Here is a 12,159-nt window from a genome sequence, read left to right as displayed (position 1 = left end):
TTCACCATATATCGGGGCACCTACAATCGGTGTAACTCCTTCTGCAGATACTCCCGGCGCTCTGCCACATAGGTACGAATCTTCTCGGGTTCACCATAAAAAACATTCATCGGCCATTTCATGTAGGGATCCTGCTCCACAGCTTCACGGATCTGACCGTGTAATCGATACACTACAGGCATAATTCGTTTCTCAGTGAAAACGTTCATCAGATACTGCTTCATCATTCTCTTGTACTGCTGACGGAAAAGGCGGAAAGCAAGCAGCCGTCCGGTCAGTTTGTTATATCCCTGAATCCGTACGAGGTTCGGATCTACTCTTGCGCCATAACAGTTTCTTCCCCAAGTCCCCTCATAATCCCAGGGAAGGATCCCATACCTCCGGGTCTTGATCTTCTCATACCATGTGTAATTCTGATGGAATCCATCGAAATTGCCTGTAAGTACTGCTCCACTCAGCCAGCGCAAATAGTTATCCGTATCCATTCTCGCCTGCAAAAAGCGAAGCAGATCCTGCCTCGACTTCGTATTCAGCTGCTGGATAAAGGTACGGAGCCTCATGCGATCCTCGTCCTTGCCGCGGATCAGTGTGTATCCGGATAGTAGATCCGAGTTTGTTTCAGTCGAATTCAGTGCAAATCCCGCATGATCGTTTACCGCATAGAAGATGCTTCGAACAGGCATTTTTCGCTGTCGAAAAAAGAACGATTTAACTCCCTCAATACGCAAATAGACACCCTGCAGCTCTCCGTTTAGATACAGTATGCAGTGCTGCGTCGACGGAGCCGGAACCCGAAGGGATTCAAAAAAACGGAACGAGAGTGCATTGCGCAGCAATGAGGGATCATCGTACTCAGCATTAAAATGGAACGTTCTGCTGGACGTTCGAATTTCAAAAGACTTTTTGACATAGCCACGTGTGTGCCCTCCCCGGTATCGAATTCGGATGGGAAGCGGTTTGCCGTCCATCTGCATCGTTCCGCTCACAAACGTATCTGACCAGATATCTGATGTTAACTGTTGATACTCGTTATCGGAAATCGTGATGTGGTAGACAGGTAGAGCCATTTCCATCCGCCTTTCGAAGACTCCTGAGATTGCCCGTAGGCTGTTACACCATCCTATGCAGGAGCACAGCGAGCCGTAAGGGCAGATACACAGTTCCATTCATAGCACCTACAAGCCAACCTTCCGGGATGCGGAATAATCGTGCCATTAATCTATGATTACCATCATCTTCTCATAGATTATAGCCAAAATAGTATAGAAATGGTTGTCTGGCTAGTCCCTCTCAATGGCATGTTTCATATGATTAAACTACAGACAGACACGAATGACGAATGTAAGGGATCAACAAAACATCCGCCATTTATGTCCATCTGAACTTATATCACGAAAGGGGCACAACACAATGTCTATGAACGGTCAAGGTATGAGAGGTTTGCTAGGAAGAGAGATCAAGATTAACCGGGGTGGCCCAGATTCCGTAACGGGCACGCTGATGGACGTACGGTGGGACTATATGGCGATGAGCTGCAAGGAAGGCATCGTCTATGTCAATGAAACCCATGTCAAAAGCATAACAGACACAGGCCGTTCCGGCGGAAACAGAGCTGCAGCCATGGGCAATCCAATTCCATCCAATACGTTTCTTGGGGTTATGCAGGCACTCCGCTTCCGTCGTGTTCAGATCAACCGGGGAGGTCCCGAAAAAGTCGAAGGCATCTTGGCCGATGCCAATCAGAACCAATTAATTTTGGCTTTGAAAAATCAGGAGATCGTTCGTATTCCCCTGCAGCATGTGAAATCGGTATCCATTGTACGCGGTAGTAACAACAATAATAGCAATAACTCTAACAACAGCAACAACAATGGTAATAACACGAGTCAAGGAAACCAAGCTGCTCAAGGCAATCGTTCTCAAGGGAATCAAGCTGCTCAAGGCAACCAATCCCAGGGTAATCAGGCCGCTCAAGGGAACCGGGGCAATCGCTCCCAAGGTGCCCAACAAGGGGCTCAAGGCAATCAATCACGCGGTAACCGTTCACAAGGAGCTCAAGGCAACCGTTCGCGCGGCAACCAAGGTAACCAATCCAAAGGAAACAAATCTGGCGGGAATAAATCCGGTGGAAACAAGTCCGGCGGTAAAAAGAGATCTTAATCGTTACGTGACAGCTTAGGTTATCAACCAGTTTAAAGGGGGGAAACATCATGTTGATCTTCGTTGCTGTTGTCTTAATCGGTGTGCCTTTGTACTGGATCGTTCTACCTGGAAGAAGGCCCACTCCAACCCACGAACATTCGATTCAATCTCCACCAGGACTTCTCCCCCTGGGAGGTGAATCACAGTAAATGCCTGATTACCAGTTGTGGTTAACCTTCGGGGTGTTTATTATTACTGTCATTTTCCTGATGTGGCGACCTGGCGGATTAAATGAATCCATTCCTACTTCGCTTGGCGCCCTTCTTCTTGTTATTACTGGTGTAAGCAGCTTCGCCCATATCGTTGGCATCTTCGGGATTGTTTCTGGCGCTGCTGTAACCATTCTCTCGACCATTGTCATGTCCATCATTCTCGAGAGCATCGGTTTTTTCCGCTGGATCGCCATCAATATGATAGAAAAGGCACGAGGCTCCGGCTTCCGATTATTCTGGCTGATTCTATTACTCTGTTTTCTCATGACCATCTTCTTCAACAACGACGGCAGTATACTGATTACAACACCGATCATCCTCCGAATCTGTTCCATCCTACGCCTCAAAGTGCATCAGCAATTACCTTACCTGATCTCAGGTGCACTCATCGCTACAGCTTCCAGTGCCCCGATCGGACTTAGTAATCTTGCCAATCTCATCGCCTTGCAAATGGTCGGATTAAACCTGAACACCTACACCCAGATGATGTTTGTGCCATCGATGCTGGGGATCATGGTGATGACCATACTGCTGTTCTATTATTTTCGCAAAAGTATTCCCAAGGTTATTCATCACTACCCTATGTCCATGCAATCCACATCCGGTTCAGGGTATCATCCGCTGCAAACAGGAAATCAGGATACACCACGAGCAGATAGTGGAATGAGCGTAGACTGGTGGTTGTTCCGTGTCTGTATCGGGATTGTTGTATTCATTCGTGCAGGATACTTTCTCGCTGAGCAGTGGGGAATCCCTATGGAGATTGTCGCCATCACTGGTGTTGTTCTGATGCTGGCTGTGCGTTGGTATCGCACCCGGACTGGACTTAAGGATGTAGTTACACAAACGCCCTGGCATATTCTGCTCTTCGCCTTCAGCATTTATATTATCGTGGATAGTCTTCACCGGGCTGGAATGACAGCTGTTATCGTTCAGTGGATGAAGCCCATGATAGAAGGTGGTGACGCCAGTCTCATTGCCGTATCGGGTCTAATGCTCACTCTATTATCCAATCTGCTCAATAACCTGCCTTCCGTCATGATTGGCACCTTTGCAGTTACCGATCTTCAACTAGGTGATACCCAGCTTCATCTGGCTTACCTGGCCAACATTCTGGGAAGTGATATAGGCGCCTTGCTGACACCGATAGGTACTCTAGCAACGTTGATCTGGATGTTTATTTTGAAGACCCACCATGTTCGAGTCTCTTGGAAACAGTATATGAAAGTCACCTTCATAGTGATACCAATTAGTCTAATTGTCAGCCTATTTTCCCTATATATTTGGACGTCTATTCTATATTGAGAGGAGGTATACTGTGAAATTCCCAACAATGTGGCTTGGAAAATCCATCGAATTGGAACTATCCGGCTGTAAACTTCCAATTCAGGGTGAGATCATTGATATGGGTCAGGACCTGATTGTTGTTTACGGAGATCAACGATTCATCTATGTACCTCTTCATCACCTTCAATCCATGCACATAACTAAAGGGGGCGATGCCAGTTCCACCTCCAGCGTGCCAGCGCCTGATCCCGAGATGGATCACAACAATATATCGTATCGTAAAATATTAATGAATGCCCGCGGAAGATTCAGTGAAATTTCGATAGGCGGGCGTACGCTGCACGGTTATATTACGAACATTATGAACGATTACTTCATCTTCTTCTCTCCGCTGCATCATTCGGTCTACGTCTCCATCAATCATCTGAAATATATCATTCCTTCTCCAACAAACAGCACGCCTTATTCCCTAAGCCAGCAGCATTTCCCCATTCAGCCTGCGTCCATGCCTCTTTCCCGGACAATGGACCAACAGCTTCAGAAAATGGTTGGTGAACTTGTCATCCTGAACCTTGGTGACAAGCCATATCGGGCTGGATTGCTGAAGGCCGCAGACAATAAGCTGATTGAACTGGTAGAGGCAGAAGGTCAGACCTTGATTACGCATACCGATCATATTCAAACCATTCATCTGCCTTGAATATAGGAAATGACTGGAAGAGGCCCATCCGTTTATCGGATGGACCTTTCATTTATGTTGGTACGTTGTTGGGGCTCATCCATGAATGGGACAAGCCGCGCTTCTACTTTCCGTATGTCTGCTCCATACGCTCTTCCTCATTCGTAGACAGCAATATGTTAAGCAGCCCCATCGCATTATTGGCATCCGTTCTCGCCGTTTGGTACTTCTCGGCAAACGCTGCCTCATCCTGCTCGGGGTCCATTACTGCCAGCTCCCCCCATGACTTGCGGGCCTTGTCGTAGAGTTCGCTTAACGTAATATCATATGGATGCTGTGCAACCGGAGCCATGGATTCGAATTTTGCGGTAACTCTGAAGAAATCCATGGAGTCCTGAAACGATTGGCTGCTGTAATCCTTGTTATTCATCGCATCTTCCGTAATCAGCAGACCTTCACGAGAAATAAACAGCGTCTTGACCATGGCCCGTTCCAGGTTCGTAGCTTCATCCCAAGTGATATAGGTCACGTCAGGAGCCTGTACAGTTGTAAAGAAAGGAAAGGCGTCATCGATTAAACGCTGTGTATTGGCATGAATCGGAACCTCCGCATTTATATCCACGACAGTATCACTGTAATTGGCAACGTTAATATTCTTGGACCCTTCCTCACTAACCCGGCGAACCGGATGGTCGTCCAGCGGAATACGGATATAGCCCAGCTTGTCCGCGTATTCTTCCTGCAGTTCTTTCAGAGTAGACTCCGTTCCAGCCGAGGCTGGCTCCGAAGCGTTACTCTCGCTCTCTTCTGCTGCAGGATCAGCTCCGGACGTCTGAGTACTGTCCGCTGTTAATTCCGCGCCCGCCTCCTGAGCTGGCTCTTGGCTGGCAGCTTCCTTGGCCCCGCCACCGCATGCGGATAAAACAGCAGCCAAGCTGAATATCAAGGTAAACATCCGAATCGGTTGTGTCCATTTCATGGTATAATCTTCCCCTTATCTTATGTATGCATATAATCTAAATTAACCATGGCATGTACGATTGAACTCCTATACTCCATATGATCTATCTTCGGATAACATGCCGTATTCACAGGTAAGTATTGGTCTACATTCTAACATAAGTTAAATTCTGGGTGTATACGACGATGTACCTGTCTCCTTGAGATGTCATGACTGGATGCCCCCGACAAAAGTACAAAAAGACACTGTCATCCCGAAGGACAACAGTGTCTGCAAGAAACCTATCTATACGCTATTTAATCCCCTTAGCCTTCTCGATATGTTCCGCCCGAGTCTGAGGCTCTGTGCAATTGGCTGACGACAGCAGGGAATAGATAGCCTGAATATCCTGCTCCTTAAACAACGTTTCAGGTACTTCTGTTTCGAGTCTTTCCGTTTTGCGCAGAATGGTCTCAACCAATTCATGATCATATATCACCAGTTCATCGGAATTCACATACCTTACCGCAGGATCGACACTGATCCGGCAGCGATTGGTGAAGGTCACCATGGAAATCATGCGGATCCGCTTATAATCTCCGAGGTGTGCATGAACCGCCTCAACATGACCCCGATGCTGCATCAGGGGATTATACATCTTAATGCGACTGGTACTGACCGTCCAGTTGGCTTCTCTGCGCCCACCCCGAATCTCGCCTGTTGTCAGGTTACGGGTCTCGATGACGAAGATCCCCCGCGGACCAATAACAACATGATCAATCTGAGAATAGCCTGAACGGGATTTGGGATTGGCAACGAGCAGATCACTCAAAACTTTGTATTGTCCCGGGAGACTATACAGTCGTTCTGCTGTAGTCGGTTCTTCCGGCTCGCCGATCCAAGCGGCTTCATGTTTGGATTTGGATTTGGACTTGCGTCTGCTCCGCGTCATTCGAGCAGGTGCAGGGCTCGTATCCGGGATTGCGGGGGCCGAAGCCGTAATTGAACTCGCAAGCTCTGGCTGTGTCTTGAACAGAGACAGGATTTTTTTGAACATGGGCAAGCTCCGTTCTAAAATTTAGTGTGAGTTACAGGTGATCGGTTACGACAATTGAACAACATAACAACATCTTTGGACTTTCATTATGTAAACTTCTATTACTTATGTCGGATGAAGACGGGTAAAAATAAAGGTCATCAGGCCTAATTTCCTTGCACAAACCAAAGTATACGAAAATATTCAACCAATATCGTGACTTTAGACACATGCGATCCATTGAAAATTCTAAAAAAAGCAGCGCATCCCTTTCCACTGAAGAAAAAGAACACGCTGCCGCTTACCACAAAATGTATTTATGCTTGAAGATAGTACGTATAGAGCACCTGCGTGCCCTTCTCATCCAGACCATTCCTGGATATTTCCTGATACAAGGATTCCGCGAGCGCAAGACCCGGCGTCTTCATGCCCATGGCTTTGGCCGATTCAAGGGCGATTCCCATGTCTTTGATAAAATGTTTCACATAGAATCCAGGCTCGAAATCGCCTGCGATCATGCGCGGACCGAGATTGCTAAGCGACCAGCTTCCGGCTGCACCGGTAGCAATGCTCTTCAGCACGTTCTCCGCGTCAAGCCCCGAACTCTTGGCATAGGCGAGTGCTTCGCATACGCCCATCATGCCTGATGCGATGGCAATCTGGTTGCACATTTTGGTATGCTGACCGGAACCCGCCTTGCCCTGCAATACAATGTTGGTGCCCATACACTCGAACAGCGGTCGTACTGCTTCGAATGCTTCCGAGGTGCCACCAACCATAATGGACAGCTTGCCATCGCGTGCGCCAATATCTCCACCCGATACGGGTGCATCCAATGCATGCAGCCCCTTGGCTTCTGCCGCCTCGAAGATACGAGCAGCCAGCATGGGACTGGATGTCGTCATATCAATCAGGGTTGAACCCGGTTTGGCATTGGCCACAAGACCATCCTCGCCAAGATAAATCTCCTCTACATCCTTCGGATATCCTACCATGGTGATGATGACATCACACTCAGCCGCAAGTTTGCCTGGTGTATCGTGCCAAACGGCCCCTTCATTCACCAATGCTTCTGCTTTGGCGGCTGTGCGGGTATACACATGCAGCGGGTAGCCCGTTTTCTGGATATGACCTGCCATGCTTTTCCCCATAACGCCTGTACCGATAAAGCCGACTTTCGTCTCTCCAGGTGCCTTCGTCGTATTTGTCATCGTAGGTTTCCTCCTTGTTTCTCTATGGTTTGGTGAGGTGCTTGTCTTGGATCGCTATATCTGTATGTTATAGCTTTCGCACCCCGCCGTCTATCATTTACATGAAATCTAGCGGACCGACATTCGATATTGATTGGGCGACATCTGAACAAACCGCTGAAAGGCCCTGTTCAGATTGCGTTCCGAATATCCCACCTGTTCGGCAATTTCCGTAATGGTGCAATCGGTATCCTTCAACAATTGCTTCGCTTTTTGCACCTTCAGATTCATTAGGTATTCGATAAAGGACACCCCCATTTCCTTCTTGAAGAGCCTGCTTAGATAGGAAGGACTGACATTCACGAGTTCTGCACAATCCGATAGTGACAGCATTCCTTCGGGATGGCTGCTCAGATGCTCACAGACCCGCTGAACAATCAGGCGGGATGAATTGGTGCGAAGATCCTGACTGGCCTCAATGCACAGAGGAAACAGCACACCGATAAACCAGTCGTGCATCTCCTTCGATGTTTGATTCTCCTGCAGCTGGTCGAACAGATTGCTGCCCAGTCGTTCAAGCATGCCGGGACCCTTCATCTCCATGAATTGAATAATGGCTGACAGCAGCATGTGATATCCCTGAATCATGACCGTATAGGATTCGGATGCGCGCACTTTCTTGGAAAACCGATGCAGCGCATCCTCCGCCTGCGTAAGCGTTCCGTTCCATAGTGATTCAAGAATCTCCTCTTCGATCTCCCGGGGATACATGAAGACCGGATTACGCTGGGTGGCCAGAATATCATCATAGAACAGAACGTTCTCGGCATCATCAAATAGCCGATACTGGAGGGCGAGCTGCGCTTCCCGAAAGGACTCTGCGATCCCATGAAGTTGACCCGGACGCCCTACGCCCACAGTTGCCGAGAAAGACAGGTATTGATCCAGTGCGTGATGAATCTCCTCTGCATAGCTGCATACCCTCTGCCTCGCTTCACGAGGAGAAATCTCTGAATCAAAATGCAGGATTGCCACCGAATCACTATCATTTTTGTCTACAACATACCCCGTCAAATCCGTTTTTTGGCTGAGCAGTTCATCCATGACGTTTCTCAGGGCAAATACAATGACGGGGCCTTCACTGGGTAAAAATCGTTTCTTCTTGACCAGATTTTCCACTTTGACGACCAACACCAAAAATTGTCCCTCTGTCCGGAAATCATGTCTGGCACATTCTTCTTCCAACCTGCTGCTGGTCCATGAACCGCTAGATTGCAGTAATCTCTGCAAAAAACGATCGCGGAGGTCTGGCTGTATGCCCTCTATATACCGATTCAGGGTTTCGGTCTGTTCATTGAGATAGCTGAGCGAAGACCGGATATATTCAATTTCATTCCCCTGGGGAGCTGTTTCCTGTCCGTTCCTGCGCAAGTGCTCTCCATACCGCAGCAGCTGCTGAATAGGGTTGTAGGCCAGCCGTGAGCTGAACCAGGTGAGCAGCATACCGACCAACACAAAGATGGACACCGAGATCAGGATGAGCACCTTGATCCAATTCAACTGGGCAATCATCTCCTGCTCAGGGAGCTGGGATATATAGGTCCTTCCCATGGATGCCGAGGCATATGCCACAAGTTCATTCCCATCCTCGCTCTTCAGTACCTCATGGCCGGAACGTTCTCTGCCTTCTGCATATGCAATCTGCTGCAGCACATCGTCCTCCGATGCCCTTTTGCCTATCTCTCCAGGGCCTTCCGTGTGCAAAATAATACGCTGATCTGCATTAAGAATGGCGAGGGATTGATCTTTCAGACTGACGGAATAGCTGCGCAGCAAACTCCGCAGCTCCTGTTCCTTCATTTGGAGAATGACCACTCCCCGCGGTTCTCCCTGGCCCATGACGGGCACTTGCCTAACATAGGAAATATAACCCGCTTCTCCGGATTGAGGGAGATAACTCCAACCTGCAGCTGCTTGGCCTTCCAGAGCAGTCTCCATATCCTGCTTCTCCTTGTAATCCGCCAGCGGGACCAATCCGTAATAATGGGACAGAACCATATCTGTTTTGGCATCATAATAAATCATTTCTTCAATTAAGTTATTGGTGTTTTTGTGGAGCTGAAACAGATCGAGCAGATCAAGATGGAGAAAGTAATCGCTCTCATAATGAGCACTGCCTAATGCATTTCGCATCAACGGGCCACTCGCGAGCTGCATGGATTCATGCTCAATATTGGTCAGAATATTCTCCACCCTGTCTTTGAGCAAGTTCAATGAGGCCATATTGTTATCCTGGAATTGTTCAGTCAGTTTGATCATCGAGAAATGATAGTACGCGCTTCCGGCAAGCACCACCGGGATGACCACCGACATGCAGCCCAACCAGATCAGTCTTTTCAGATAACCATTCGTTGCGAACCAGCGGTCAAGCGCTGATTGGATGGTATGCATTACCCGCCTCATGGAATCACCCCCGTATGCTGCGCCTTAGGCTCATTTTCGCATGCCTCTGTTCGGGTTCATTATATCAAGAGAGGTACCCGGATACACTCCCAAACGTCCAGCGTGGGGAATCTAATTTTCAGTTTATTTCCAGTACGCTCTGTCTTCAGCTTCATTCCTGCGATTAACGCTTCAGCGTCCCCTACAGAATTATCCTCCCCTGAACGAACTGTAATCTCAATATCATGGATGGGGAGCACAGAGGACAGCGGTCTGCGTCCTGCCCCGTTCACCAGATGAATCAGCAGGTCGTTATCCTTGCGGAAAACAGTCAGCTGTAAACCGGGTGCTTCCGTGATCGATACCAGAGCTCTATTATTCAGCTGCACATGAACTGCATTGGCAAACAATCGGAAATGCTCCTCCAATTTGAATTCCTGTATCAGACCGCTAAGCGAAAATGGGAAATATAAGGTCTGCCCTGTGCCAAAGCTTCGCAACAGTGCCAGCGGAATATCGGTTTGTTTAACAGCCAGTGAGGCCCGTTCCGGAGGCGCTCCTACACTTTCCAACGGAGAAAACGGAGGAACTAACGTTGCCAATACCTGCACATCCACATCCTTGGGCTGACAGTACATCACCTTGCCTCGATGCGGTATGAGTTCCGTTTCCTCCAGCTTCCGCTGCAGTGGATTCCCTTCATTGTCTGTGCTAGATATCTGTTCAAACCGCAGGTAGGATGCAGCCAAATACTCGCTCTCCTGCATTTCCCCGGAAATACCAAACAGGTCCATCAGCATCGATTCCGTCGGTTCTTCCATCTTCGGCAGCTCTCCCTCTGCGATAAGGCTGCCTCCCTGACTCACATAATCGCGGAGCAAATCTATAACATGGGATGAATGTGCAAATCCTTCAGGCAAAATAACGACCGGATAGTGGTTCAGGTTCACGCTGGCCACCTGTTCAGGCAGAATCACATCGAAGGGAATATGCTTATGGATGAGCGCCTCCGCCAAGCCTTCCGCTGAACGATTGGCACTCCACATGAGCGCCACCTGGTTCACGGGTTGTGCGCCGTCCATATGGGAAGCAAGCTTCGCTGCATCCCTGTTGACTTCTGTCACGGTTCGCAAAATCCGCTTATCCGTAATCGTATCGGGGATTCCGGTTAATGAATGCCAGAGCTGACCGCCATTGGCTGGAATCTGCGAGAGCCAGAAGCGGTATTCGGCAGGCGGAAGCCCGGTATGCCGCCAGTCCATGCCGGGGCAAGAATGTACAATGCCGAAGGGATCAGGACGACCCGGAACGGAACGCCCCACCTTGATACTGAGCGCAGGCTGCCAGAACTCCGGGATACGGGTATGCCCCAGCGACAACACATCCTGCGGTTCAGTACAGAGCATGTCAGTGATGGACACCCGTTTCTCCAGATTATCCCGATGCAGATTGTAGTACAGGATCATCGGCACTTCAGGCCGTACAGCCTTGATCTCTTGATACATCCGGCCCAGATTATCATCGAAGCAGCGAGCTGCAAAATCAGACGCCAGCTCTGCTGAAGTACTCGGCAGCTCTGTTCTATACATCCCCTTGTATTTCTTCTGACAATTGGAGCATTGGCAATATACATATCCGGGTGCGTTGAAGAAGACACCGTCAATCTCATAACGTTCCAGTGCTTCCCGAATTACAGGAACCGCCAGTTCTTCGTTGCGGTAGCCTCCGTTAATGCAGGTCGACATCAACAGAGGCCAGGCCCCCGGCCGAGTGGCGCCGATAATATCCGGCTGGCCACCTTCCTTGCGGACAAACCACCCGGGTTTCTGCAAATAAACGGAGTCCTCTGCCTTGCTGAAATCAAAGCGGGCAATAAAGCGAATCCCGCGCTGATGACAGCTCTGGATCATATCCCGCAGCAGGTCGCTGCCGCGGGGCAAGTATTCATTTTGAACATGAAATGCGACACTCGATCGGTACCAGGCATAGATTCCACCCACATTAAACACCATGGCATTGGCACCCATCTCGAACATTTGGTCCGCAAGCCGTTCGGGATCAATCTTCTCGGTGTCCTTCACCTGCATGTTAGGTTGAATGATGCGCAGCGGCTGCTGCCACCAGGGACGTTGTTCCTTATCGCTCAGTATGGGAGTCTTCATCGCTTCTCC

General features: G+C 49.0%; 9 protein-coding genes. 3 read left to right on the top strand and 6 right to left on the bottom strand.

The window, feature by feature from the left end:
* Window positions 1-20: 20 nt before the first annotated feature.
* Window positions 21-1,073: a CotH kinase family protein gene (locus MHB82_RS04670; RefSeq protein ID WP_341173975.1), complete on the bottom strand. Its 1,053-nt coding sequence runs from the start codon at window positions 1,071-1,073 to the stop codon at window positions 21-23.
* Between the two features lie 337 nt (window positions 1,074-1,410).
* Between MHB82_RS04670 and MHB82_RS04665 the strand changes: the two genes are divergently transcribed.
* The 3 genes from MHB82_RS04665 (at window position 1,411) to MHB82_RS04655 (ending at window position 4,401) form a co-directional block, all read left to right on the top strand.
* Entirely contained in the window at window positions 1,411-2,160 is a 750-nt protein-coding gene (locus MHB82_RS04665; RefSeq protein WP_110755870.1) for a hypothetical protein, read from the top strand.
* 191 nt (window positions 2,161-2,351) lie between these two features.
* Window positions 2,352-3,719 (top strand): arsenic transporter, encoded by a 1,368-nt coding sequence (locus MHB82_RS04660; protein WP_110755868.1) that lies wholly within the window; start codon window positions 2,352-2,354, stop codon window positions 3,717-3,719.
* Window positions 3,720-3,732: 13 nt separating this feature from the next.
* Window positions 3,733-4,401, top strand: a complete 669-nt coding sequence (locus tag MHB82_RS04655; protein WP_341173974.1) for a DUF2642 domain-containing protein — start codon at window positions 3,733-3,735, stop codon at window positions 4,399-4,401.
* Between the two features lie 103 nt (window positions 4,402-4,504).
* On the opposite strand, the gene MHB82_RS04650 is transcribed toward MHB82_RS04655, so the two are convergent.
* From MHB82_RS04650 to MHB82_RS04630, 5 genes are all read right to left on the bottom strand, one after another.
* The gene (locus MHB82_RS04650) at window positions 4,505-5,359 is read right to left on the bottom strand and encodes a hypothetical protein (RefSeq protein WP_341173973.1); all 855 of its coding nucleotides are present in this window, start codon (window positions 5,357-5,359) and stop codon (window positions 4,505-4,507) included.
* 274 nt (window positions 5,360-5,633) lie between these two features.
* Window positions 5,634-6,377 (bottom strand): nuclease-related domain-containing protein, encoded by a 744-nt coding sequence (locus MHB82_RS04645; RefSeq protein ID WP_110755863.1) that lies wholly within the window; start codon window positions 6,375-6,377, stop codon window positions 5,634-5,636.
* A 296-nt stretch (window positions 6,378-6,673) separates the two neighbouring features.
* Window positions 6,674-7,567: an NAD(P)-dependent oxidoreductase gene (locus tag MHB82_RS04640; protein WP_341173972.1), complete on the bottom strand. Its 894-nt coding sequence runs from the start codon at window positions 7,565-7,567 to the stop codon at window positions 6,674-6,676.
* Between the two features lie 108 nt (window positions 7,568-7,675).
* Entirely contained in the window at window positions 7,676-10,009 is a 2,334-nt protein-coding gene (locus MHB82_RS04635; RefSeq protein WP_341173971.1) for a helix-turn-helix domain-containing protein, read from the bottom strand.
* 59 nt (window positions 10,010-10,068) lie between these two features.
* On the bottom strand, window positions 10,069-12,150 hold the full coding sequence (locus MHB82_RS04630; RefSeq protein ID WP_341173970.1) for an alpha-amylase family protein: 2,082 nt from the start codon (window positions 12,148-12,150) through the stop codon (window positions 10,069-10,071).
* Window positions 12,151-12,159 lie beyond the last annotated feature (9 nt).

Origin of the sequence: Paenibacillus sp. FSL K6-2862 (genome assembly GCF_038005125.1) — a bacterium.
Lineage (GTDB): Bacteria > Bacillota > Bacilli > Paenibacillales > Paenibacillaceae > Paenibacillus > Paenibacillus illinoisensis_A.
Note: the sequence above shows the minus strand (reverse complement) of the source record. Positions and strands in the feature narration are given on the sequence as shown.

What these genes read in the sequence shown, in the direction of transcription:
- MHB82_RS04635 (WP_341173971.1), bottom strand. Translation starts at nt 10,009, where the DNA reads ATGAGGCGGGTAATGCATACCATCCAATCAGCGCTTGACCGCTGGTTC.
- MHB82_RS04630 (WP_341173970.1), bottom strand. Translation starts at nt 12,150, where the DNA reads ATGAAGACTCCCATACTGAGCGATAAGGAACAACGTCCCTGGTGGCAG.
- MHB82_RS04645 (WP_110755863.1), bottom strand. Translation starts at nt 6,377, where the DNA reads ATGTTCAAAAAAATCCTGTCTCTGTTCAAGACACAGCCAGAGCTTGCG.
- MHB82_RS04670 (WP_341173975.1), bottom strand. Translation starts at nt 1,073, where the DNA reads ATGGAAATGGCTCTACCTGTCTACCACATCACGATTTCCGATAACGAG.
- MHB82_RS04650 (WP_341173973.1), bottom strand. Translation starts at nt 5,359, where the DNA reads ATGAAATGGACACAACCGATTCGGATGTTTACCTTGATATTCAGCTTG.
- MHB82_RS04665 (WP_110755870.1), top strand. Translation starts at nt 1,411, where the DNA reads ATGTCTATGAACGGTCAAGGTATGAGAGGTTTGCTAGGAAGAGAGATC.
- MHB82_RS04640 (WP_341173972.1), bottom strand. Translation starts at nt 7,567, where the DNA reads ATGACAAATACGACGAAGGCACCTGGAGAGACGAAAGTCGGCTTTATC.
- MHB82_RS04660 (WP_110755868.1), top strand. Translation starts at nt 2,352, where the DNA reads ATGCCTGATTACCAGTTGTGGTTAACCTTCGGGGTGTTTATTATTACT.